Source organism: Nocardioides sp. NBC_00850 (assembly GCF_045207335.1).
Taxonomy (GTDB): domain Bacteria; phylum Actinomycetota; class Actinomycetes; order Propionibacteriales; family Nocardioidaceae; genus Nocardioides.
Map to the genome: position 1 here is coordinate 4,350,526 of NZ_CP108845.1, position 23,317 is coordinate 4,373,842.

Annotated in this window: 26 protein-coding genes; 19 read left to right on the forward strand and 7 right to left on the reverse strand. The window is 66.0% G+C overall.

Annotated features, from left to right (window positions below):
* Nucleotides 1-57: 57 nt before the first annotated feature.
* Genes OH802_RS21180 through OH802_RS21200 form a run of 5 tightly spaced genes read left to right on the forward strand, consistent with a single transcriptional unit; the run spans nucleotide 58 to nucleotide 4,896 of the window.
* Nucleotides 58-1,026, forward strand: a complete 969-nt coding sequence (locus OH802_RS21180) for a PDR/VanB family oxidoreductase (RefSeq protein WP_406021776.1) — start codon at nucleotides 58-60, stop codon at nucleotides 1,024-1,026.
* A 10-nt stretch (nucleotides 1,027-1,036) separates the two neighbouring features.
* Nucleotides 1,037-1,861: an SDR family oxidoreductase gene (locus tag OH802_RS21185; RefSeq protein ID WP_406021778.1), complete on the forward strand. Its 825-nt coding sequence runs from the start codon at nucleotides 1,037-1,039 to the stop codon at nucleotides 1,859-1,861.
* A 13-nt stretch (nucleotides 1,862-1,874) separates the two neighbouring features.
* Entirely contained in the window at nucleotides 1,875-3,308 is a 1,434-nt protein-coding gene (locus OH802_RS21190; protein WP_406021780.1) for an aldehyde dehydrogenase family protein, read from the forward strand.
* 14 nt (nucleotides 3,309-3,322) lie between these two features.
* Entirely contained in the window at nucleotides 3,323-3,727 is a 405-nt protein-coding gene (locus OH802_RS21195) for a sterol carrier protein (protein WP_406021782.1), read from the forward strand.
* Nucleotides 3,724-4,896: an acyl-CoA dehydrogenase family protein gene (locus tag OH802_RS21200; protein WP_406021784.1), complete on the forward strand. Its 1,173-nt coding sequence runs from the start codon at nucleotides 3,724-3,726 to the stop codon at nucleotides 4,894-4,896. The genes OH802_RS21195 and OH802_RS21200 overlap by 4 nt, the downstream gene beginning before the upstream one ends.
* Before the next feature lie 276 nt (nucleotides 4,897-5,172).
* Here the strand turns inward: OH802_RS21200 and OH802_RS21205 are convergent, their stop codons facing one another.
* Together OH802_RS21205 and OH802_RS21210 are read right to left on the reverse strand one after the other, a co-directional pair.
* The gene (locus OH802_RS21205) at nucleotides 5,173-6,051 is read right to left on the reverse strand and encodes an NAD(P)H-binding protein (protein WP_406021786.1); all 879 of its coding nucleotides are present in this window, start codon (nucleotides 6,049-6,051) and stop codon (nucleotides 5,173-5,175) included.
* 25 nt (nucleotides 6,052-6,076) lie between these two features.
* A complete protein-coding gene (locus tag OH802_RS21210) occupies nucleotides 6,077-6,475 on the reverse strand; it encodes a hypothetical protein (protein ID WP_406021788.1) in 399 nt (132 codons plus the stop codon).
* Nucleotides 6,476-6,608: 133 nt separating this feature from the next.
* Here OH802_RS21210 and OH802_RS21215 point away from each other — a divergent pair, with 133 nt between their 5' ends.
* Both OH802_RS21215 and OH802_RS21220 read left to right on the forward strand, forming a co-directional pair.
* Nucleotides 6,609-7,001 carry a winged helix-turn-helix transcriptional regulator gene (locus tag OH802_RS21215; protein ID WP_406021790.1) on the forward strand — a complete coding sequence of 131 codons (393 nt, stop codon included), beginning with the start codon at nucleotides 6,609-6,611 and terminating at the stop codon, nucleotides 6,999-7,001.
* A 303-nt stretch (nucleotides 7,002-7,304) separates the two neighbouring features.
* On the forward strand, nucleotides 7,305-7,964 hold the full coding sequence (locus OH802_RS21220; RefSeq protein WP_406021792.1) for a GntR family transcriptional regulator: 660 nt from the start codon (nucleotides 7,305-7,307) through the stop codon (nucleotides 7,962-7,964).
* Nucleotides 7,965-8,085: 121 nt separating this feature from the next.
* On the opposite strand, the gene OH802_RS21225 is transcribed toward OH802_RS21220, so the two are convergent.
* Nucleotides 8,086-8,595, reverse strand: coding sequence for a GNAT family N-acetyltransferase (locus tag OH802_RS21225; RefSeq protein ID WP_406021794.1), 510 nt, complete (start codon nucleotides 8,593-8,595; stop codon nucleotides 8,086-8,088).
* A 110-nt stretch (nucleotides 8,596-8,705) separates the two neighbouring features.
* Between OH802_RS21225 and OH802_RS21230 the strand changes: the two genes are divergently transcribed.
* The 6 genes from OH802_RS21230 to OH802_RS21255 all read left to right on the forward strand — a co-directional run bounded on the left by OH802_RS21230 (nucleotide 8,706) and on the right by OH802_RS21255 (nucleotide 14,147).
* Nucleotides 8,706-9,833: a PrpF domain-containing protein gene (locus OH802_RS21230; protein ID WP_406021796.1), complete on the forward strand. Its 1,128-nt coding sequence runs from the start codon at nucleotides 8,706-8,708 to the stop codon at nucleotides 9,831-9,833.
* A complete protein-coding gene (locus OH802_RS21235) occupies nucleotides 9,830-10,624 on the forward strand; it encodes a transporter substrate-binding domain-containing protein (protein WP_406021798.1) in 795 nt (264 codons plus the stop codon). Before OH802_RS21230 ends, OH802_RS21235 begins: the two co-directional genes overlap by 4 nt.
* Nucleotides 10,625-10,817: 193 nt before the next feature.
* Nucleotides 10,818-12,275 carry a GntP family permease gene (locus OH802_RS21240; protein ID WP_406021800.1) on the forward strand — a complete coding sequence of 486 codons (1,458 nt, stop codon included), beginning with the start codon at nucleotides 10,818-10,820 and terminating at the stop codon, nucleotides 12,273-12,275.
* 26 nt (nucleotides 12,276-12,301) lie between these two features.
* Nucleotides 12,302-12,697, forward strand: a complete 396-nt coding sequence (locus OH802_RS21245) for a universal stress protein (protein ID WP_406021802.1) — start codon at nucleotides 12,302-12,304, stop codon at nucleotides 12,695-12,697.
* A gap of 81 nt (nucleotides 12,698-12,778) precedes the next feature.
* A complete protein-coding gene (locus OH802_RS21250; RefSeq protein ID WP_406021804.1) occupies nucleotides 12,779-13,534 on the forward strand; it encodes an IclR family transcriptional regulator in 756 nt (251 codons plus the stop codon).
* A 94-nt stretch (nucleotides 13,535-13,628) separates the two neighbouring features.
* On the forward strand, nucleotides 13,629-14,147 hold the full coding sequence (locus OH802_RS21255; RefSeq protein ID WP_406021805.1) for a hypothetical protein: 519 nt from the start codon (nucleotides 13,629-13,631) through the stop codon (nucleotides 14,145-14,147).
* 414 nt (nucleotides 14,148-14,561) lie between these two features.
* Here the strand turns inward: OH802_RS21255 and OH802_RS21260 are convergent, their stop codons facing one another.
* From OH802_RS21260 to OH802_RS21275, 4 genes are read right to left on the reverse strand one after another with little or no spacing between them, the layout of a single operon-like run.
* The gene (locus tag OH802_RS21260; RefSeq protein ID WP_406021807.1) at nucleotides 14,562-14,717 is read right to left on the reverse strand and encodes a hypothetical protein; all 156 of its coding nucleotides are present in this window, start codon (nucleotides 14,715-14,717) and stop codon (nucleotides 14,562-14,564) included.
* Nucleotides 14,718-14,777: 60 nt separating this feature from the next.
* Nucleotides 14,778-15,611 carry a citryl-CoA lyase gene (locus OH802_RS21265; protein ID WP_406021809.1) on the reverse strand — a complete coding sequence of 278 codons (834 nt, stop codon included), beginning with the start codon at nucleotides 15,609-15,611 and terminating at the stop codon, nucleotides 14,778-14,780.
* On the reverse strand, nucleotides 15,608-16,810 hold the full coding sequence (locus OH802_RS21270; RefSeq protein WP_406021811.1) for a CaiB/BaiF CoA transferase family protein: 1,203 nt from the start codon (nucleotides 16,808-16,810) through the stop codon (nucleotides 15,608-15,610). The genes OH802_RS21265 and OH802_RS21270 overlap by 4 nt, the downstream gene beginning before the upstream one ends.
* A complete protein-coding gene (locus OH802_RS21275; protein WP_406021812.1) occupies nucleotides 16,807-17,520 on the reverse strand; it encodes an IclR family transcriptional regulator in 714 nt (237 codons plus the stop codon). The genes OH802_RS21270 and OH802_RS21275 overlap by 4 nt, the downstream gene beginning before the upstream one ends.
* 244 nt (nucleotides 17,521-17,764) lie before the next feature.
* Between OH802_RS21275 and OH802_RS21280 the strand changes: the two genes are divergently transcribed.
* The 6 genes from OH802_RS21280 (at nucleotide 17,765) to OH802_RS21305 (ending at nucleotide 23,138) form a co-directional block, all read left to right on the forward strand.
* On the forward strand, nucleotides 17,765-18,775 hold the full coding sequence (locus tag OH802_RS21280) for a Bug family tripartite tricarboxylate transporter substrate binding protein (RefSeq protein WP_406021814.1): 1,011 nt from the start codon (nucleotides 17,765-17,767) through the stop codon (nucleotides 18,773-18,775).
* Complete coding sequence (locus OH802_RS21285) at nucleotides 18,772-19,284, forward strand: tripartite tricarboxylate transporter TctB family protein (protein WP_406021816.1); 513 nt, start codon at nucleotides 18,772-18,774, stop codon at nucleotides 19,282-19,284. The genes OH802_RS21280 and OH802_RS21285 overlap by 4 nt, the downstream gene beginning before the upstream one ends.
* Entirely contained in the window at nucleotides 19,281-20,831 is a 1,551-nt protein-coding gene (locus OH802_RS21290) for a tripartite tricarboxylate transporter permease (RefSeq protein ID WP_406021818.1), read from the forward strand. The genes OH802_RS21285 and OH802_RS21290 overlap by 4 nt, the downstream gene beginning before the upstream one ends.
* A 9-nt stretch (nucleotides 20,832-20,840) precedes the next feature.
* On the forward strand, nucleotides 20,841-21,245 hold the full coding sequence (locus tag OH802_RS21295) for a universal stress protein (RefSeq protein ID WP_406021820.1): 405 nt from the start codon (nucleotides 20,841-20,843) through the stop codon (nucleotides 21,243-21,245).
* Nucleotides 21,246-21,444: 199 nt separating this feature from the next.
* A complete protein-coding gene (locus OH802_RS21300) occupies nucleotides 21,445-22,644 on the forward strand; it encodes an ArdC family protein (RefSeq protein WP_406021822.1) in 1,200 nt (399 codons plus the stop codon).
* The gene (locus OH802_RS21305; protein WP_406021823.1) at nucleotides 22,644-23,138 is read left to right on the forward strand and encodes a hypothetical protein; all 495 of its coding nucleotides are present in this window, start codon (nucleotides 22,644-22,646) and stop codon (nucleotides 23,136-23,138) included. The genes OH802_RS21300 and OH802_RS21305 overlap by 1 nt, the downstream gene beginning before the upstream one ends.
* Nucleotides 23,139-23,317: the final 179 nt, after the last annotated feature.

Below are 23,317 nucleotides of genomic sequence, written 5' to 3' on the forward strand. Positions count from 1 at the left end.
CGCTTGAACTGTAACATAGATTACATTACATTCACCGCACAACAAGGAGGGCTATAGATGACGACCATCAACACCGAGCGGGAGTCCTCCCTCGCCGCCCGCCTGGAGCTGACCCTCGAGGCCAAGCGGGCCCTGGCGGACGGGGTCACCGAGCTGCTGCTGCGCTCCCCCACGTTGCTCCCCGAATGGCAGCCTGGCGCGCACATCGACCTCGTGCTCGACAGCGGGGTCACCCGCTCGTACTCACTCTGCGGAGATCCAGGCGACCGGTATCACTACAAAGTCGCCGTGCTACGCGAGCCAGAGTCCCGAGGCGGATCCGCCTACGTCCACGAGCAGCTGTCGGTGGGCGACATCGTGCGTGTCGACGGACCACGCAACCACTTCGCACTGGTTGAGTCGCCGGAATACCAGTTCATCGCTGGAGGCATCGGAATCACACCGATCATCGCGATGGTGCGCGCAGTCGAATCCGCCGGTGGGTCCTGGGAACTGCTGTACGGGGGTCGCCGACTCGGGTCCATGGCCTACCTCGATGAGCTTCGGTCCTTCGGTGAGCGGGTTCGCATCCAGCCCGAGGACACGGACGGCAGGCTCGATCTCGACGCCTTGCTGCTGCCGCCTCGGGAGAACACGCTCGTCTACGCCTGCGGGCCGGAACCACTTCTCGCGGCCGTCGAAGAGCGATGTGCCGGCTGGCTCGAAGGCAGCCTGCGTACGGAACGCTTCGCCGCCGCCACGGAAGCGATCAGGAAGGATGACCAGCCGTTCGAGGTGGTCTTCTCACGCAGCGGCGTCACGCGAGCCGTTCCCCCTGGCGCGTCGATCCTCGACGTTGCCACCGAAGCCGGCGTCTTCACCCTGCGCAACTGCAGCGAGGGCGTGTGCGGCACCTGCGAAACCTTGGTCCTCGAGGGCGAGCCGGACCACCGTGACTCCGTGCTCACCGATCAGGACCGCGACGAAGGTGCATTCATGCCCTGCGTCTCCCGCTGCGCTTCCGAGCGCCTTGTCATCGATCTGTGAGGACCACCCTATGAAGAAGTCTCTGGCTGGCGCTCGCGTCGCCATCACCGGCGGTGCCCGTGGAATCGGCCTGGCCACCGCGAAGGAGTTCGCAGCACGCGGCGCTCGTGTGGCGATCGGCGACATCGACGCCGAGCTCAGCAGCCGAGCCGCGGCGGAGATCGGCCCAGACGTACAGGGCCTCAGCCTCGATGTCACCGAACGGACCTCGTACGAGGCGTTCTTGGCGGCTGCCATGTCCGAAGGTCCGCTCGACGTGCTCGTGAACAACGCGGGGGTCATGCCGATCGGACCGTTCACCGGGATGGCCCCGGCCACCTATCAGCGCGCTGTGGAGATCAACGTGCTCGGCTACCTGCACGGCATGCATCTGGCCCTTCCGTCGATGAGCGCGCGCGGAAGCGGTCACATCGTCAACGTCGCGTCGACCGCCGGCAAGGCGGCCATACCTGGGGGCCTCGCGTACTGCGCGACCAAGGCCGCCGTCGTCGCCATGACAGAGACGGCGCGCATCGAGTACGCCGGGACCGGAGTCGACTTCACCTGCGTGATGCCGAACTTCACCAACACCGGCCTGATCGACGGCACCGTAGCGACGAAGCTGTTTCCCCCCGTGGAGGCGTCGGACGTGGCAAGACGCATCGTTGAGGCCGTCGCGAGGGGGAAGAAGGACGTCTATGCCCCTGCGATGATCGGCTCGATGCTCGCCGCCCAGCCACTGATGGGGCGCGGTCTGCGCGACTACGTCAATCGCAAGCTCGGCGCCTATGACACCTTCCTGCACTTCGACCCTGAGGCGCGGCGCGCCTACGACGCCCGCGTCGAGCGCTCCTGAGGAGGAGATCGCGATGAAGAACGACACCGCCGGAGCACCGCCCCTAGCTTCCGCACCCATTGCCGCAGAGAGCAGCGCTACCGAGATCGTCGACGGGACAGCCCGGCTGCGCGCCACTTTCGCGACAGGGCGTACCAGGGACATCGGGTGGAGGCTGGAGCAGCTCGCTGCCGTCGAGCGACTTCTGAGCGAGGGCGAGGAGCGAATCGCGGCCGCCCTGGCCATCGACCTCGGCCGGCCGGCGAACGACACCTTCCTCGGGGACATCGCGCCGGCTGCCGCCGAAGCCCGTTATGCCCGCAAGAACCTCCGTTCCTGGAACCGCCCCAAACGGGTTGGAGTTCCACTGAGCCAGCTTCCCGGTCGCGCCTGGTACGACTACGAACCGCTAGGTGTCGTGACGGTGATCGGTCCATGGAACTACCCGGTGCTGCTGACGCTCGCTCCCGCCATCGCCGCGATAGCCGCTGGCAACTGCGTGGTGCTCAAGCCTTCGGAGCACGCGCCCGCGACCGCCGCGGTTCTTGCCGAGCTGGTCACCGAGCATCTCGATCCCGAAGCGATCATGCTGTTCGAGGGCGGCCCAGAGGTCACCCAGACGATCCTGGCCCAAGGATTGGATCACGCGTTCTTCACCGGAGGGCCGGAGATCGGTAAGGCCATCATGGCTGCCGCAGCTCCACATCTGACTCCCGTCACCTTGGAACTCGGCGGCAAGTGCCCCGCGGTGGTCACCACCGACGCGGATCTCGACGTGACCGCGCGACGGATCGCTTGGACAAAGCTCCTCAACTCGGGCCAGACGTGCATCGCGCCGGACTACGTCATGGTCGAGGCCGGCGTGCGGGACGCCTTCGTAGAGAAGCTGACGAACGCGATCGTCGCACTGAGCCCCCAGGGCGACGGGGGCAAGGCCATGCCGATCGTGAGCGCTCGACACGCTCACCGGCTGGCCGCCTTGCTCGATGGCCATGGTGGCTCGACGGCGCTCGGAGGCTCCGCCAGCCCAGATCAGCGCGAGGTCGACCTGACCGTCGTCGTCGACCCCTCACTCGACAGCAAGCTGATGACCGAGGAGATCTTCGGCCCGGTTCTTCCCGTCGTCACGGTGAGCTCGGGTGACGAGGCGATCGAATACATCGCGCGGGGCACGAAGCCGCTCGCGGCGTACTTGTTCTCGCGCTCGCGCGATCTCCAGCGCCGCTTCCGGCGAAAGGTCTCTGCCGGAGCGGTCGTGAGCAATCACGCAGCCGTCCATTTCTTGGTGCCGGCTCTTCCGTTCGGCGGCGTTGGAACCAGCGGGATGGGGTCCTACCACGGCCGCTTCGGCTTCGAGACGTTCAGCCACCGCAAGTCCCATCTGGCTCGGCCGACCCGACCTGATCCGCGGATCGTCTACCCGCCCTACAGCCCGTTCGCGCAGCGCATGCTCCGCAAGATCTTCTGAGGAGACCCAGATCGATGACCACCTTCAAGAACGCTGACGAGGCGAACGACTACATCGGCGGGATCTTTGCGGCTGGATTCGCACACCCGAAGCTCAGCGCCACTCTCGCGCGATCGGGCCTCATCATGCGCATGAACCTCAGCGAGCCAGACACCGTCATCACGGCGGACCTCATCGCCGGCGAACTCGCTTTCGGGCAGGCCGCACCGGAGCCGAACATGACCCTCACCTTGACCTCCGAGACCGCCAACCGATTCTGGCAGGGAAAGGTGAGCCTCCCCCTGGCCATCGCCCGCGGTCAGATCAAGCTGTCTGGCGAACTGCCGCGTCTCGTCGCTCTGCTGCCCAGCGCCAAATCGATGAACGCCGCATACATCGAGCGTCTCGAGGCCGACGGCCGCGAGGACCTGCTCGCATGAACCCGTCCGAGATGAGTTTCTACCAGCCCGACCACGACGCGTTCCGTGTCAGCGTGCGAGAGTTCGTCCAACGCGAGATCAGCCCCTTCTACCTCGAATGGGAAGAGCAGCACCTCGTCGATCGGACAGCCTTCGCAGCGGCCGGCGCGGCCGGGGTGCTCGGCACCCGCGTCGAGGAGGCGTACGGCGGTGGCGGAACCGACGACTACCGATTCCGGTTCATCGTCGCAGAGGAGCTCGCAAGCGCAGGCGCGGCGTCGTACTCCGCAGGCCTCGCGGTTCAGGAGGACATCGTCATCCCGTACGTCATGGAGCTGGGTTCAGAGGAGCAGAAGCGTCGCTGGCTCCCCGGTCTCACCAGCGGGAACCAGCTCGGCGCGATCGCGATGACCGAGCCGGGGGCAGGGTCCGACCTTCAAGGCACTCGTACCACCGCAGTTCGGGATGGCGACGAGTGGCTGATCAGCGGACAGAAGACCTTCATCACGAACGGCATCCAGTCCGACACCATCGTCGTCCTGGCTCGCACAAACCCCGACGCTGGATCGCGTGGCTTCAGCCTGTTCGTCGTCGAAGCCGGTGACTCCGGCTTCAGCCGCGGCCGCAAGCTCGACAAGATCGGCCTGGTTGCACAGGACACCGCGGAGCTCTTCTTCGAGAAGGTCCGAGTCGGTCGCGATCGACTCCTTGGTGAGGAGGGCAACGGTCTTCGATACCTGATGGAGCGGTTGCCGCTGGAACGCCTCTCGATCGCCGTCGCAGCCCTCTGCTCGGCCGAGGCCGCATATGGCTGGGCACGCGACTACGTCTTCGAGCGTCAAGCCTTCTCCCAGGACGTCGGCGACTTCCAGACCGTCCGCTTCACCCTGGCGGAGATCGAGACGGAGCTCGAGGTGACTCGGGCCTACGTCGAGGCTGCCACGCTCAAGCTCAACCGCGGCAGCCTCACCGCTGTCGACGCCGCCAAGGCGAAATGGTGGGCATCCGAGCTTCAACAACGCGTCATCAACCGCTCCCTCCAGCTCTTCGGCGGGTACGGATACATGCTCGAGTACCCCATCGCACGCGCCTACCGCGACGCGCGTATCCAGACGATCTACGGCGGCACGACCGAGATCATGAAGGAGATCATCGGCCGCGACATCGCCGCTCGCGCCAAGAGACGCTGAACATCACCAGCGCCACCTCAGCGCCCAGACCGAAACCAACCGAGACATCGAGAACATCGAGTTCCTGCGCGCCATTGCCGGCCGCGCACACAGCCAATCGGCCCGATCTTGAGGTCCCCAGTCAGCAGCGGTGCGCGGTCGCGGTCCGGGCATCGAATCCCGAATGCCCCCTGAGCCTTCGGCAGGAGGCACAGGCGGTGGTTTCTCGCCTGGCGCGGCTAGGGCCGACGTCGCGCACAACCGACGTCGGCCCTGCGCCCTGGCAAACTGTGCTGGTTAGCGGAAGAGGTCTGCGTGCTCCGTGATCCAGTCAGGAATCGAGCGAGGGGGCCGCCCAAGCACGGCCTCAACGGTCGAGGTCTTCTCGGTGCTGGCGCCCGACGCAAAGGACTCGACGTCGATGCCGAGGAGGAGTCCGACGATCAAGTCGGGTAGTCCGAGTGACAGCAGCAACTCTCGCTGCTCATCAGGAGTTCGATGCGTGTAGTTGACCGTGCGCCCGATCGCCAGCGAAATGTGCTCCGCGATGGCATCCATGCTCAGCCCGTCGGGTCCTGTGAGGTGGTAAGGCCTGCGGACCGGGCCACTCGCTTCACCGCTCAGGATCAGATGGGTTGCCACATCTGCGACATCGCGCACATCGATGAGGTTCGCGGGCCGAGTTCCGGCGGCTCCTCCCCACAGGTTGTTCTTGATGAGGTCCGCCTGAGCGCCGATGACTGCGCTGAAGGTCATGGGTCGCAGCAGGCTGTAACCGATGTCGACCTTGCTGAGGTGGTCTTCTACCTGCAGGTGCCAGTCGATGGGGTGTATGCGGGAAGGCCAGGACCACGTACTCACCTTGACCACATGCTCGACTCCTGCCTTGGCAGCTGCGTCGATGAGCGCTATCTCCTGATGAGCTTGGTCCTCGGAACTACCCAAGGAGATGACCAGCACGCTTGCGCCGTCAACAGCGGACGCGATCGAGCCGGCGTCGGCGTAGTCGATCTGGACGCTCGTGGCCTGGGGGCGGGCGGTGTCCGGATCTGACGGTGTCCTGCTCAGTGAACGTACCGCGGCTCCTGCGTCGGAGAGTCCTTCGACGATCACGCTGCCGACGCGACCTGTCGCGCCGGCGACTGCGACGAGCCCTTGCCCTGATGCTTCATTCATTTCGACATCTGCCTTCTCTTGGTGGTTACGGCTTGGGCTGGGCGCGGAGTGCGCCAAGACCGGCAACAACGGCGGACATGGCTACCGCTGTCGCGAGGACACTGGTGCGTGGGGAAACGTCGCGTCGGATCCCTGAAGCGATGAAAGCGACGGCGTCGACCGCGTCCATCACGACGTTCAGCTTCAAGTACGCCTGGGGATCGGTGACCGTGTCGAGCCGCAGCAGCCCCATCGCCAGAGCGGCGTTGCGGATCGCGAACATCCGCCCGTACGCGACAGCGGGAGTCCCTCGCATCTCCATCCCGAAGACCTGTGCGACGGTGCCGGGAGTTGCCAGATGGCTGGCGGCGACCACGAACCTGCCGGTCGTCAGCAGCTTGAGCCAGACGGACGGCACTATCGGAGCAGTCGGGGAACTCGCCATGCGAGGACTCACTTTCATCGGGTCGGCTGGAGGCGCAAGCACCTGTGACTATAAGAGCACTAGTCACTATGATTGTGCAAGTGAGTAGTGTCCTGCTAGCCTTGGCGCCAGCCAGGCTGCGGAAGGAGTGGCTGTGACCGACGAAGTCGCCCGGTACTGCCCGTACTTCGGTGCCGCGATGGAGACATTGAGCAAGCGGTGGGCCGGGCAAGTGCTTCGCGCACTGGTGCCAGGTCCGATGAGGTTCAACGCGATGGCGTCGGCGATCCCCTCACTCACCGAAAGCACCCTGTCGCAGCGCCTGAAGGAGCTCGAGAGTGCAGGATTGGTCGATCGAGCTGTCTATTGCGAACATCCAGTGCGCGTCGAGTACGCGCTAACCGACAAGGGCCGCGCACTGGGCGATGTGCTCATGCAGTTGAATGGCTGGGCGCTGGAATGGGTGACCCCGACCAACGAGACGGCCGATACGGCGGGGGACGCACCGCCAAGGACATCTTCGTCGACTGGCCTCGTGCAGCCGTGAACCTGCTGCCATCCCTGTAGAAGGGCAGTTCGTCGTCACACTCTCCCCCAGCAACCTTCCTCTGGTGTGAAGAACCCACGACGTTCAGGCATTGTACGACGACGCTGCCATCGCACCCAACGTCGGTAATTCTCCAACGGTCGCCGTTGCGGACCCAGACTCCGCGGAGCGAGCGGAGCCGGCGGTCGTTGCGGCAGGTGCTCACCACATCTCCGACCCCACGCAGATATGCACGCGACTGTTCTTGCCAAGCCAAGCCGCCGGATTCCAAGCCCTCGTCAGGTAGCCTCGACCCGACCCGCCATGACTGAGAAATCGATGGCTCGCCAATCGGGCGGGCAATACGCGTATGAAGAGCTCAAGCGCCGCGTCCTCGAGCTCGAGCTCGAGCCTGGAGCCCGACTCTACGAACCACAGCTCGCCTCGGACCTCGACATCTCGCGAACACCTCTGCGCGAGGCCCTGCGGCGACTGATCGCCGAGAACCTCCTGGAGCAACACGCGACGGGCGGCGTGTTCGTGCCACGGCTCGACGCGCGAGACATCTCAGAGCTCTACGAGGTCCGAGCCGCACTCGAGTCCATGATGGCCGCCACCGCGAGCCGCAAGGCAACGCCGGAGAACGTCGCCGATCTCGACGGCATCGTGGCACGAAACGCCGCTCTGGTGAGCTTCGCCGACGACGCGATGGACCTTGGCAAGACACTGCACGCGAAGATTGGGGCGATCGCAGACAACAGCTGGGCCCTTCGCCTCCATGAGCAGGTGGCGAACCAGATGGCGCGCTACCGCGTGTTCACGAATCACACCCAGGAGCGGCGGGATCAGGCATTGGCCGACCACGGCAAAATCGTCGAGGCCATCCGTGATCGCGACGCTGAACGCGCGGCAGCCATCGCCCACTCACACGTGCTGGACGCGCGGGACGAAGCACTGAGAGCAATCGGCAACGACCTGGCCTGACACTCGCGGTTGCCGCGAGTTAGCGAGAAACCTCAGGCGACTCGCAGGATGCCGAGCCAGAACATCGCCATGCCGCTCCAGCGGCTCGCCGTGCCAAGCTGGCGGCCGAGTCTGTTTCTGCCTACAGCACAAGCTTGAATCCTTCATGGGACGCGTTGAAGCCAAGCTCTGAATAGAATCGATGCGCACGGCCGCGCTGCTTGTCGCTGGTGAGTTGCACCAGCTCACAGCCACGTCGTCGGGCTTCGTCGATGGCCCAGCCGAACACTGCCCGCCCCAGTCCGCTGCCCCTCCAGTCGGCGTGGACCCGCACTGCCTCAATCTGGGCTCGCAACGCGCCGCGGCGCGCGAGACCCGGAATGAAGGACAACTGCATCGTTGCCGCCAGCTGACCGCTGGCGCCTAGCTCTTCTCCGACCAACAGCAGATGTGCGCTGTCGGCGTCGATGGCCTCGAACGCTTGGAAATAGCGCTGTAGATCACGCTCGCCAGCCCCGTCGGCAGGGCCGTCCCGCGTAGCGCCCAGCAGGTCGTCCGCCAACAGCTCCACGATGCCGGGCACATCTTCCGCCACGGCACGCCGCAGAGCCACCGACCGATCTGAGAACTCGAACGTCGCCAGCGCAGTCATTCCCGCATCGTGCCACGCACTTGCCCGGGCTCGTAGCCGGAGTGTCCTCCGGCACCCCGATTGGACCAGACTCACAATCTGTATACTTGTATACAGCGCTAGGAGGTTGGATGAGCACATGGATTGACGCCACGTTCATGCGTGGAGGCACCAGCAAGGGCATGTTTTTCAATGAGGTCGACCTACCCTCGCCCGGTCCGGAGCGCGACCACATCTTCACCAGCGCGCTCGGCTCGCCGGACCCGTTTGGTCGTCAGCTCGACGGGATGGGCGGCGGCATCTCGTCGCTGTCAAAAGTCGTCAGCGTGACCGCTTCCGATCGCCCTGACGCCGACTTGGAGTACACGTTCGGCCAAGTCGCAGTCGACGAGGCAGTCGTCGACTACTCCGGCAACTGCGGCAACCTGTCGTCCGCGGTCGTGCCGTTCGCCCTGCTGGCCGGCATCTACAAAGTCGACCGCGACGGCCCCGCGAGCGTTGTGGTCCACAACACCAACACCGACAAACTCATCGCCATCAAGCTACAAGTCACCGACGGCGTCGCGGCTACCAATGGAGAATTCGTGCTCCCCGGCGTCGCCACCACCGGATCGCCGATCGAGCTGCAGTACCTCAGTCCCGGCGGATCCAAGACCGGCGCTCTACTGCCAACCGGCAATCCCATCGACACTATCGACCTGGGAGACCGCACTATCGAGGCGTCCCTCATCGATGCCGCCAACCCGATGGTGTTCGTCGCCGCAGCAGATCTCGGCCTCAAGGGGTCCGAAATGCCACAGGACCTCGACGCCGACCCGGCCACTATGGCGCTGCTGGACCGCATCCGTCGCGCCGGCGCCGTCGCTATGGGCATGTCCGCCACACCGAAGGATGCCTCACTCGCCGTCCCCAAGGTCGCGATCGTCGCCCCGCCCGCCGACACCACGCTGCTCGACGGCACACACGTCCCAGCCGCCGACTCCGACATCGTCGCACGCACCGTGTCCATGGAACTGGTCCACCGCGCGATCCCCGGCACCGCAGCCCTCTGCGCCGCTACTGCGGCCAATATCCCCGGCACCGTAGTAGAACGACACTCCACCAGCAACGGGAGAGACCTGCGCATCGCCACCCCATCCGGAGTCGTCACGTCGGCCGCCGACGTGACCGTCGAGGATGGCGTCACGACCGTTGTCGGCGCCTCCCTGTTCCGCACCGCACGCGCACTGATGCGCGGCCAGATCGAGGTACTCCCGTGACGGCCGGCCCTGTCGGCTCGCCGGACAGCCCGTATGGCGGCTCCGCCCGCCCGCTCACGGCCGGGGGCGCCGCAGACGCGATCCGGGGCGCGCTAGCGCCCAGTGGCCTACTGCGGGCGGTCATCAACCTCGGAAACCCAGTTCTGGCACAAGGGTCTTCCGCGGCACCCCGTGGCGTCAGCGTTGCAATCGCCCGCCAGATCGCCGCATGGATCGGCGTCCCTCTCGACATGACACTCGTCCCTGCGGCTCGCGACGCCTACGCGGCAATCACAACCGGAGACGTAGATCTCTGCTTCCTTGCGATTGACCCCGTCCGCGAGGACGGGGTCGCGTTCACAGATCCGTACGCCCTCCTCGAAGGCGTGTACATCACCCGCCCCGAATCGGCCCTGACCACCGCACACGACGTCGACTCCCCAGGCGTCCGCGTCGGCGTACGCAGCGGATCGGCCTACGACCTGTACCTGACCCGCACCATCGCCGCGGCCGAAGTTGTCCGCGGACCCGAGGTACCCGACGTTTTCGAGGACGAGCATCTCGAGGTTTGCGCGGGAATCCGTCAACCCATGGCGGCGTACGCCGCCATCCACGGATACCGCGTCCTCGAGCCACCGTTCATGGAGATCCGCCAGGCTGTCGGACTACGCCGCGGCACGCCCGAACACATCGTTACGGCCGTCGCCGACCAGGTCGAACTGCTGAAGTCGTCCGGCTTCATCACTCACGAACTGCAGCGCAGCGGCGCCGAGGCAGCCGTCGCCCCCGCCGCGACCCGACAAGGGCGCTGACCAGGGACATCACCTGCATCATCACCGTTCAGCCCGGCCTCCCGATTGTCGACACCGGTTGACCCACCTGACGTCGCGTGATCTACTTCATACGCAAATCGGAAGTGCACTTCCGATTATAGGAAGTATTAAAGTGCTGAGGCCCTCTGCGGGCGCCCCTCAGGCGCCGCAGCCGTACCGACCGGAGAACCCCATGGAAGACCAGTTCCACCACCTCTCGACCGGCCCGCTATTGCTCATCTGCGCAGGCGCCATCGCCACACTGCTGTTCTTGATCCTCAAGGTCAAGCTGCACGCAGTCGTGGCCCTCACGATCGTGAGCCTGGCGACCGCGTTCGTCGCCCGCATCCCCACCGCCGAGATCATGGATGCGCTCCTCGGCGGCCTCGGCGAGACGCTCGGCGAAATCGCCCTCCTCATCGCCTTTGGCGTGATGTTCGCCCGCCTCATCGAGTTCAGCGGCGGCACGAAAGTGCTCGTAGATGCGCTCGTGAACCGCCTCGGCGAGAAGCGTGCCCCGCTCGCGCTCGGCATCGCCTCGCTGGTCTTCGGCATTCCGATCTTCTTCGACGCCGCGTTCCTGGTCATGCTCCCGCTGTACCTCGGCGTCGCCCGTCGCCTCGGCGGCGGCATCCTGCTCTACGTCCTCGGCCCCACGGCCGCGCTGTCGATGATGCACATGATGATGCCGCCCCACCCCGGCGTCACGACGGCCAGCATCCTCTTGGGAGCCGACATCGGCCTCGTCATGCTGTTCGGCCTTCTCGTGGGCATCATCGGCTGGTTCTTCGGTGGTCATCTCCTCGGCTGCTGGATGGGGCGCCGCCTTGTGCTTCCCATTCCTGAAGCATTCGCCGGTGGCTCCCGGGTAGACGAGCCGTACACGGCGACCGGCGAAACAGCCGGGGCAAGCGGAACATCCACCGATGTCGCGACTCGCGTCGACACCAAGGTCAAAGCACCCAGTGTTCCCACCTTGCTGGCCCTCATCTGCCTACCGCTTGTCCTCATCCTCCTCAACACGGGCTCCACCATGCTCGCCAGGACCGGTGTCTTGGACGAGGACGCAGCCTGGGTTCAGGTGCTGCAGGTCCTGGGATCGACGACCATCGCTCTGCTCATCACAGTGGTCGTCGCCAGCTACGTGTTGGGTACGCGCCGCGGCACCGCCACTGTCCTAATCGAGGACATGCTGGACAGCTCGCTCAAGCCCATCGCCTCGGTCCTGCTCGTTGTCGGCGCAGGCGGCATGTTCGCCGGCGTCCTGGAGGCCAGTGGCATCGACGACGCGCTCGCCAACACGATCGACGCGAGCGGGCTCCCGCTGCCGGCCGCGATGTTCCTCATCTGCGGAATCATGAGCGCCGCCGTCGGCAGCACGACCGTGTCGGTCACCACCGCTGCCGGGTTGATGGGCGCCACCGTCGCCGCGGCCGACCTGAACCCTGTCCAGCTCGCCGCGCTTGTTCTCGTCATGGCCGGCGGCTCCGGAATCCTGCCCCACGTCAACGACGCCGGGTTCTGGCTCATGAGCCGCCTGCTCGGCATGACGGTCACCCAGACCCTCAAGACCTGGACCATCGTCAAGACCATGATCGGCGTCTACGCAGCCATGGCCGCCAGCTTGATCTACATCGTTGCTGGCCTCTGACCCACGCACGACCTGAAGGGAATCCCATGCCTGTTGTCATGATCCACCGGTCCAGCAGCGAAGACGCGACCGCGCTCGCTGCTGCTCAAGGCCTGTCCCGCGAACGCGGCGACGAGCTCCTCATCCTGGCCACCGCGTCGGGAAGCCGCGCCGAAGGAGTTCTCGACCTCGAACAGCGCGCGTTCAACGATCAGCTGCAGTCCCAGCTCAGCTCCGACACCGAGTGGCATGCCGAGCTCATCGCGCCCGGCGAGGACCCCATTGAATCCCTCGTCGCACGCGTCCACGCTCTGCGACCCTCTACGGTCGTGGTCGGCACACGCCACCGCACCGCCGTCGGCAAGCTGCTGTTCGGGCACGACCTACAGCGCCTTCTCATGTATATCGAGGTCCCCATCCTGCTCGTCAAGCCAGCCAAGTGAAGGCACCACCGGACGGGCCACGAGCCCGTCCGGCAGACTGGCGCCGAACAATGGCCTCATGCAGAAGGAGAGTGCGAGCCGATGGCGACCTCGCCAAGCACCGGCGGTTCTCAGACCGTCGACCGCGCACTTGAAGTGCTCCAGCAGATCGTCCAGGACGACGCCCCCGTCCCGCTTGACGAGCTTGCCGGCAGGGTCGGCCTCAGCCGCACCGTCACCTACCGGCTCGTGCGCTCGCTGGAGAACGCCGGCTTCGTCGAACGCGAACCTCGGCTCGGCGGTTACACCGTAGCTGCCACCTTCGTCTCGATGAGCATACGAACCGCTAACCGGTTCAACGTCGGACGACTCATGCGACCGGTCATGGACAAGATCGTGGCCTTCACAGGCGAGACCACGTCCTTCCAGGTCCGCAACGGTATGAAACGAGTGGCCGTCGAGGTCGCCCAAGGCGTCCACACCATCCGCCGCGTCATCCCCGTCGGCGAGGTGCTGCCACTGTGCTCCGGCGAGTCCGGCCGCGTGCTCTGCTCCACCTTGTCCGACGCCGACCTCGACTCGCTCCTGATCGAGGCCGCAGGAACGAGCCACGACATGGCCCACTTTCGCGAAGACACCATCAGCGTTCGCGAGACCGGCTACTTCCTCGCTGTCGGCCTACGTACCCCCGACGTCGGCGCAATCTCCTTCGCAATCCCCGGCCCCGGGCCAGACGGCCTCCTCGGGGCGCTCACCGTTTCCGGTCCCGCTCACCGATGGACCGCCGACGCGATGGCGGCCGCTGCTCCCCAGATCCGAAACGTACTGCAAGCAAGCAACGCCACCACGACTACCTGACCGGTCAGCAACGTACCGCCGACGGGTAGGACCCACCCACAAGGGAACCACCTCATGACGTGCGAGGCCGCAGAAGGCTCGAGGACCACCCGCCATGGCGATGCGGAACGTGGGCCACGTAGTCGGAACCAGCGCTGGCTTCGACCGAAGTCGCCAAGCGCTATCCAAGAACCGTCTGTGCCGAAACGGGCGGACACTCGGTAGACAAGCCGGCGGCCTGAGCAATCTCTGCCGCCTGACGCTGCGCAGCCCGCGCTCGCAGTCGGTCGACCCGTTCGGCTTCGGTCTGACCCCCGAGGTCCAGCGGGAGATCACTGTTGACCTGGTAGCGGTTGCGGTAAGCCACCACGATCTGCACCGCAGCCAACCACGTTCGTCGAGCAGCAGAACTTGTCGGCGGGGTGCCGAGGCGGCGAAGCCAAGCTGGCCTGGCCGTTACGGCCACCTCAGCCTCTACTCCGGCTCCTCCCACGTCTACGACCCTTGGGTCCTCTACGCCCGCGGATTGATCACCGCGCCCAACCTTGTCCTCGCCGGCGTCGTCGGCGCCGGCAAGTCAGCCCTCGCCAAGAGCCTGTACGCCCGTTTGATCCCCTTCGGACGACGCGTGTAACCGACCACTCACGCCGCTCGAGCACACCGCCGTCGACGTCGCTCTCCGCGCAGCCACCAGCACCCGCGGCGTACCTGTCCTCCCCCTCGTCATCGACCGACTCCTCTCCCCCGACCCCGCGACGATCCCGACGGCCGGCTCACTGAGGACGGCCGCCTCGCCGGCCACGGCCTCCGACGCCTAGTAGCCGGTGATCTAGCAGGGCTCTTCGACGGCCCGTCGACGATCCGATTCGACCCGACCCTTCCGATGGTCTCGCTCGACTTATCCCGTGTCACGGAGAACTCGACCCTGATCTCGGTTTTGATGAACTGCGCTTCTGCGTGGATGGAATCAGCGCTGCTCGATCCAGACGGTGGCCAGCGCTGGGTCGTGTACGACGAGGCCTGGCGGCTCATGCAGCACCCTGCTCTCTTACGGCGTATGGACACCCACTGGCGCCTCGCCCGCCACTACGGCATCGCCAACATGCTGATCTTCCACAAGCTCACCGACCTCGACAACGTCGGCGACGCCGGCTCCGCCGCTCGGGCTCTGGCATCGTCGTTGCTGGCCGTCGACGATGATCACGTAGGAACCTCTGTACGAGACACAGAACGATTCGCCCGAGAGCCTCATTGCTCGGCTCGGTCAGTCCTCGCTGCCAGGCACACCTCGAGGCGCTACCCCTATGTACTCGGGGAGAAGTGGCCGCGGGATCGGGCCCTTGTTGCGAAGCCCGGAACCAGCCTCCTCCCACGCATGAGCAAGGGCGCCAACGGAGCGGGAGAGGACGAAGAGGCCGCGGCCGAGCTCGGGGGCGAACCCGAGCTCCGAGTAGACGATGGCCGTCGCACCGTCGATGTTCATCGGGATGGGTCTGGCACGGCCCAAGGACAGTTGTCGCTCGATCTCGAGGCATGCGGCGAGGTGCATACCCACGACCTCACCATCATCGACCGCTTGGCAGACGGCCTCGACCAGCGGATCGCGCCGTGGGTCGACGGGATGGAATCGGTGTCCGAAACCCGGTACGAATCGGCCGGCCGACCTGATATCGCTCAGCGTGCTCGCGACGATCTCCGCCAGATCCTCGCCCTCGATCTGGCGGGCGACGATCTGCTGCAGGATCTCCATGAGCTCCTGTCCGGCGCCACCGTGGACGTCGCCGAGAACGTTGATGGCAGAGGCCATCGCGTTGTTGATACCGACGCCGCAGGTAGCGGCCATGCGCGCGATCGCGATCGAGGGAGCCTGCGGCCCATGGTCGACACCGGCGACCAGGGCTCGTTCCATGAGCCAAGCCTGGTGCGGGCTGGGCAGGTCACCGCGGAGCAGGAGCCAGATCATCTGCGCGAACGACGTCCCGGGAATGAGGTCCTCGATAGCGTAGCCGCGGTAGCGGATGACGCCAGGCGTGATGTCGCTGATGCCGGTCTGCCACCAGCGCGAGGCCGGATCCACCTCGTCGGCTTCAGTGCTCATACTGCCGCCTCCTTGCGCAGGTCGTCGATCTCGCGGTCGTCGTACCCGAGCTCGCGCAGCACCTGCTCGGTGTGCTCGCCCAAGCGAGGAGGCCTGGTCCTGGGGCTGATCGCCCGCCGGTCGACGTGGATGGCGCTCCCCAGAACCGGCAAGGCACCGCCACCGGCCGCAGGCGAGTCGACCCGGGCCACCAGGCCGCGGTCGCGGATCTGAGAGGACTGGAGCGCGGTTCCCACGCTGACGACCGGCGCGGCAGGAACGCCCGTGTGTAGGAGGATGCGGTCCCACTCTGCGGCCGAGCGGGTTCGGAGGGTGTCTTCGAGCTCGGTCTTGAGGAGATCCCGGTGATACTTGCGATCCTCACGCGTGACGAAACGCGGGTCGCTCATCAACTCTTCACGCCCCAAGGCCTTGCACAGCGCGTCGAACTGCTCCTGCTTGTTCGCGGCTATATTCAGCTTTCCGTCGCCGGTGTCGAACGTGCCGGACGGGGCGGAGGTGCGGTTCTCGTTGGCCATGGCGACCGGGGCACGACCGGCAATCATCTGGTCCGAGGCGACCCACCCCATGCACGCGATCGCTGCCTCGAGCATCGACACGTCGAGGTACGCACCTTCTCCCGACCGGTTCCGACGAACGAGCGCCGAGGCGACCCCGAGCGCGGCCATAAGCCCTCCGATGCTGTCGCAGATCGGTGCCCCTACCCGCAGGGGTGCAGTGTCGGGGGTGCCAGTCACGCTCATCAGGCCAGACAGTCCCTGGATGATCTGGTCGTACGCAGGACGATCGCTCATCGGTCCGGACTGGCCGAATCCGGAGACGGCGCAGTAGACGATCTTCGGGTTGATCTCCCGGAGTCGCTCCCAGCCGAACCCGAGACGTTCCATCACTCCAGGACGGAAGTTCTCCAGCACCACGTCGTACTCCTCGACCAGGCGAATGAACACCCCGGCGCCCTTCTCCGACTTCAGGTCGAGGGTGAGGGAGCGCTTGCCGGAGTTCTGTGCGAGGAAGGACACGCCGAGGTCTTCGGCGCTGAGGTCGGGATCGGCGCCGAGGCGGCGCGCGAGGTCACCGCCGCCGGGGATCTCGACCTTCAGCACGTCGGCACCGAGGAGCGCCAGCTGGTAGCCGGCGAACGGGCCCGCGAGGACATTGGTGAGGTCGAGGACGCGAACTCCATCGAGCAGACCGTTCACAGCATGACCTCCACCCGGCCGAGGCCGGCACCCGAGATCTCCTTGGCGGTCTCGACGACCGCCTCGGCGTAGACCGCAATGCGTTCTTCGGTGAATCGGGTCGTCGGGCCGGAGATGGTGAGGGCTGCGAGGACGCGGCCCTCTCGAACGATTGGCGCGGCGACGCTGGACGCGCCCAACTCCCGCTCACCGTGGCTGACCGCCCAGCCCCGGGTAACGGCGTCCTCAACGTCGGCCCGCATCCTTTCGGGCTCAGAGCAGACGCGGTCGATGAGGTCGGGGGCGGCACCGAGCAGGATCTTGGCGGGCGCGCCGTTGCTGAGGGGCATCGGGGTGCCGACATCGACGACGGTGCGTACCGTGCTGGTTCCTTCGTGCTGGGCGATGGACAGGCGGACCTCGTCCTGGCGCACGTAGATGTTGGTGGTCTCTCCACATCGCTCGACGAGGCGGCGCATGCTCGCGTGTGTGGTCTCGTCGACCTCCCACAGCTGGGACGCCAACCGTGCCCAGCGGAGGAATCCGCCCCCCAGGGTGTAGTCACCCTCGCGCAGCGTGGTCACGAGGCCTCGGCTCTCCAGGTTCGCCAGCAGCCGCACAACGGTTGTCTTGGGAAGTTCGACGCGCTCGACCAGGTCTCGTAGGGACAGGGACGGCGTGCGGTGATCGAAGAGCTCGAGCAGGTCGATGGCTCGCCCGATGCTTCTCACGCTGTTGGGATTCTCCACCCTGGTCAGCTCCTTGGAGACGGCTCGCACAGCCGTCCAGTCGTAGGTCCGAACTTCATTCGCTACGTCCTCGTCGGCCGTCTAGGCGTCTGCCGGGCGAGGGTGAGGCGTGCCACAGAGCGTAGAGCAAAAGAAGCCGCAGATCCACCCTGTGGTTTTTCTGGACCGTTCTATGGTTTGCTGTTAGCGTGACGGCCACCACAGCCCCGACACCTTGGAGAAACCCATGTCCACCATCACGCGGGTCCACCGCAGAGCCGCGACGGTTGCCGTCGCGTCCACCGCCCTCCTCATGAGTGCGTGCATGTCGCCCGCCAGCAAGGGCGGCGACGCGGCCAACTACCCGGACAAGACAATCGAGATGATGGTTCCCGCCGCCGCGGGCGGCGGCTGGGACCTCACCGCTCGCAACATGCAGCAGGTCGTGCAGACCGACAAGATCGCCGATGCGAACATCGAGGTCTTCAACCTGGAGGGCGGCGGTGGTGCCACCGGTCTCTCGCAGCTCACCAGCCGCGACAAGAGCGACCCGTACAAGCTGATGATCGGCGGCCTGGTCATGATCGGCGCCCTCGAGCAGGCGAACTCCCCCGTCGCGCTCTCCGATGCGGAGACAATCGCGACACTCACGTCGGAGACGGAGGCATTCGTCGTTCCTGCCGACTCACCGTTCAAGACCATCAACGATGTCGTGGACTCCTACGTAAAGGACCCCTCGTCAGTGACGTTCGGCGGCGGCACTGCGGGCGGCTCGGACCAGATCGTCGCCGGCCTGCTCGCCAAGGCCGCCGGCGGAGATCCCGCCGCACTGAAGTACATCGGCTACTCCGGCGGCGGCGAGGCCACCGCCGGCATCCTGTCCGGCGACGTCGAGGTCGGCGTCTCCGGGCTCTCCGAGTTCGAGAGCCAGATCGAGGCCGGCAAGATGCGCCTGCTGGCCATCTCCTCCGACGAGGACCGCGAGGTTGCCGGCGAGCCCGCCCCGACCCTCGTCGACGCCGGCTACGACGTCGACTTCGTGAACTGGCGCGCCATCTTCGCCCCTCCAGGCCTCTCCGACGCACAGAGCGAAGCCGTTTCCGGCCTCATCGACGAGATCCACTCCAGCCCCCGCTGGGCCGATGTCCTGGAGAAGCAGGGGTGGACCGACGACTACCGCACCGGCGACGAGGCTCAGGAGTTCGTCGACAGCGAGAGCGAGCGCATCGCCGGCGTCATCAAGGAGCTCGGGCTGTGAGCACGGAACTCGCCCAGGACCCCGGCGAGGCGGAGATCGTCGAACGCGGATCCCGCTGGGCACCGGTGGCGCTCTCCGCCGGTCTCCTCGGCTTGGGCGGGGTTCTGCTCTGGCAGGCGCTGATCATCCCGGGCGAGGTCACCGACGCCGCGGGACCGAAACTCATGCCGGTCGTCGTCGCCATCCTCTGGCTGATTCTGTCGACCGTCTATGCAGCCAGCCACCTCCGCGACGCGCTCGCGGGGCGTACCGCCGATGACGTGTCGAGGTTCGACCGCGTTCCGCAGGTCGTCCTCATCATGGCCACCCTCATCGGGTACGCCTTCATCCTCCAGGCCGTGGGCTACCTGATCGCGACGACCGCGTTGGTGTGGACTACCAGCAGGGTCTTCGGCAGCCGCAGCTGGCTTCGTGACCTCGCCGTCGCCGTTGGACTGACGGTCGTCGTCTACTTCGTGTTCAGCCGTGCCCTCGGCATCTACCTGCCACCTGGGGTGCTTCCGCTGTGACCGTCTTCAACGAACTCCTCGGCGGCCTCGCCACAGTCTTCACCCCTGGAAATCTGCTCCTGGCGGCACTAGGCGTCACTCTCGGCACCCTGGTCGGCGTCCTGCCCGGAATCGGCCCGGCCGTCACGATCGCCCTCCTGCTTCCGGTCACCTATCAGTTCGACGATCCGGCCGGCGCCTTCATCCTATTCGCCGGCATCTACTACGGCGCCATGTACGGCGGGTCGACGACCTCCATCCTGCTGAACACCCCAGGTGAGTCCGCCTCGGTCGCCACCGCGATGGAGGGCCACCTCATGGCCAAGGCGGGCAGAGCCAGAGCGGCGTTGGCGACAGCCGCGATCGGATCGTTCGTCGCCGGCACCATCTCGACGATCCTGCTCACCTTCGTGGCCGTCCCCATCGGCAACCTGGCGCAGTCCTTCACTGCAGCCGACTACTTCGCGCTCATGGTCCTGTCCCTCGTGGCCGTGACCTCGCTGGTGGGCCGATCGGTCGTACGCGGTCTGCTGTCCCTGCTGCTCGGTGTCACTGTCGGGCTAATCGGCCTCGACAGCTTGTCCGGACAGGCTCGGATGACGTTCGATTCGCCGTTGCTCTTCGACGGCATCGACGAGGTCATCCTCATCATCGGTCTGTTCGCCATCGGCGAGACACTGCACGTGCTGGTCCGCGGACGCACTCGGCCTGGACAGGTCGCCCGCCTCGACCCGCCCAACAAGGGCGACTTCCTCTGGCTCAGCCGAGAGGACTGGAGGCGCTCGGTCGGTCCGTGGTTCCGCGGTGCCGGCTTCGGGTTCCCGTTCGGCGTGCTTCCCGCCGGCGGTGCCGAACTACCGACGTTCCTGTCGTACACGTACGAGAGAAAGCGCTCGAAGGGCAAAGACGAGTTCGGCAAAGGGGCCATCGAAGGCGTCGCCGGGCCGGAAGCCGCCAACAACGCCTCCTTCTCGGGCGTCCTGGTCCCGCTGCTCACACTTGGCATTCCAACCTCGGCAACAGCAGCCGTCCTGATCGCCGCGTTCCAGATCTTCAACCTGCAGCCCGGTCCGCAGTTGTTCGACGAGTCCCCTGACCTCGTCTGGGCTCTCATCGCCTCGCTCTACATCGGCAACGTCATGTTGTTGGCCCTGAACCTGCCCCTTATCCGGGTGTGGGTGCAGGTCCTCAAGGTGCCCCGCCCGATCCTGTACGCAGGCATCCTGATGTTCGCCACGCTCGGTGTCTACTCCGTCTCCGGCAACCCGGTAGACATCCTCATCGTCTACGCCGTCGGAACCGTCGGCCTCCTCATGCGGCTCTACGACTTCCCTATCGCTCCCGCGATCCTCGGAGCCATCCTGGGACCGAATCTGGAGATCCAGATGCGGCGCGCACTCGTCGGTTCCGACGGCGACTTCTCGGTGTTCTTCACCCGTCCTCTGTCAGCGGGCCTGCTCGCCCTTGCCGTGCTCGCCTTCGTCCTGCCCTACCTACCCCGCATCATCGCTCGCCTGCGTGGCAAGCAGGCCGAGCCCACCAAGTTCAGCCTCGGCGACGAGGACTGAGGAGGAATCATGACGATCCTATGCGCGTACATCCCCGGCCCCCTCGGCCAGCAGGTACTCGACGAGTCCGTCGCCGAGGCCCAGCGCCGCGACACATCACTGACCGTGCTCAACACCACCCGCGGCGACACAGCTGTCGACGAGCACTTCCTCTCCGCGGAGCAAGCCGACCACCTAAAGTCACAACTGACCGACCAGGGCCTCGAGGTCACCGTGCGCAACCACGTCGCCAAAGGCCGCATCTCCGACGAGATCGTCGACCAGGCACAAGAACTGGCCGCAGAGCTCATCGTCATCGGCGTCCGACACCGCACGCCGGTCGGGAAGTTCCTCCTCGGCAGCACCGCCCAAGAAGTCATCCTGGACGCGACCTGCCCAGTCCTGACCGTCAAGACCGCCAGACAGACGACGTGATCCTCGGGCACTGTTGTGCAGGTCGCGCACGTGATGACGCTCGCGGCTAGACCCCGGGTCGTACCCCTCCCCCGATTAGGGCCGAGCGAGCCGAGCGGGTGTCGCAGGGAAACTAGGTGCTCGCGGCAACGAGCTCCGCTGTCTCTATAGCGAGCTCGACGGGACGACCGGCGCATAGCGCGTGGGAGCTCGACCCGGCTTGGGTCAGCACCGTTCGACCGGCCAGATTACCGACAGCAAGACCTCGCCGATCAATCACGCTACGTCCTGCCATGCACACCTCACCTACATGGAATGGACCCAGGACGATGCACGACGCATGCGGCTGATCGATCACAAGGAGCGGGCCCGGGCGAAGCGTCAGGCGCAGCTCGAGGTGATGCACGAGCGGATGGTCGGTGAGGTCGAACAGTTGGTCACGGGCGAAGACTGGCGTCGAGCGCTCGAGTTCGCGACCAAGTTCCGGAGCAGGAGCTTCCACAACGTCCTCCTGATCCACCGGGCACACGAAGAGGCCTACGCGCAGGGGTTGGTGCCGACCCCAACACCGACCTATGTCGCCGGGTACCGCCAATGGCAGACGCTTGGACGGTCAGTGATGAAAGGTCAGCCCGGCACGCAGATCATGGCACCGGTCAAAGTCAGGGTCGCGTCGATGACCCCGCAGGACCCCGGCTCGTGGCGGCGGCTCGCGCGCGGCGAACGTGCCAAGCCTGGAGAGACGACGAGATACAAGATGGCCGGGCTGCGGCCTGCGTACGTCTGGGATATCTCGCAGACCGAGGGCGATCCGATTCCTGAGCCGCCCAGACCGAAGCTGCTCGAGGGTGCTGCTCCTGAGGGGTTGTGGGAGGCGCTGGCCGAGCACATCACCGAGCGTGGGTTCGATCTGCGACTGGTGTCTAACGCAGTTGCGATCGGTGGGACGAACGGGCTGACCGACTTCATGACTCGTTCGGTGTCGGTCCGTGTGGACATGGACGACGCCGCGATGGTCCGCACGCTCGCCCACGAGGCCGGCCACGTCGTGCTGCACTCCCCCGTCGACATGCAGGAGGACGCGGCTCTGCACCGCGGCATCAAGGAGGTCGAGGCCGAGGGCGTTTCGATGATGATCACGGGGGCACACGGGATGGACAGCAGCCAGTACACCGTGCCGTACGTGTCGACCTGGGCCTCGCAGGTACCAGGCACCGATCCGGTGCAGGTCGTTCAAGACACCGCCGCGCGCGTCCGTTTCGCGGCGATCAGCATCCTGAACCATCTCGACACCGAGAAGGTCCCCGACGGTACGCCGCCAGGGCTGGACCGCGATGATCCCAATCGCTCGACGCCGACAGGACGCGACCAAAGCCTCCCGGCGCCCGAGATCACCTCAGTCGAACGGCCGAGGCTGTGATGGACGGCCACTCGAGAACCGGCGTCCCGATCGCCCTTCCCACCGTCCGGATTCAAGTCGACACCGACGGCGCACTCACCGTCACCATCGACAAGGAGCCATACGCGATCCCTCCCGGATTCGACCGTGACAGTGTGCGAGGACTGCTCCGAGACCTAGCTCGTGACCTCGGGCCGATCCGCGTCGAGATCACCGAGTCCAACGGCGAGAAGTACATCGACATCCAAGTACCTGGCGATCACGACCCCGCACCGCCAGACCCTGCGCCCAACCGCCGCCCGGCACCCCCCGGAATCCGCGGACGCTTTGATGCGGGTGAGGACGTTCTGGTTGCGGTCGTGGTGGCGCGGCGAACCGCGGAGCCCGGCGGCACCGTTCCCATTCGAATGCCTCCGGCGTTCCTGCAGAGATACGGCAACGACGTGCTCCTCATCGGACGGGACACGACGGTGTCGGCCGCTCTTGCCGACGGCGGTGAAGGCGTGAGGTCGTGAACCCCAGCCCGCGCCAGGTCGACGACCAGTTGGTCAATCTCGGCCTCATCGTTCTGCTCGGCGGCGCTGTCGTCCTGGGACTGCTCCGACTGGCTGGGTCAATCGCGGCATGGATGACAAGAGCGACCAGACCTCAGCGAGGGCCCGATAGCGCACTCGGCGTGATCGCCACTCCCACT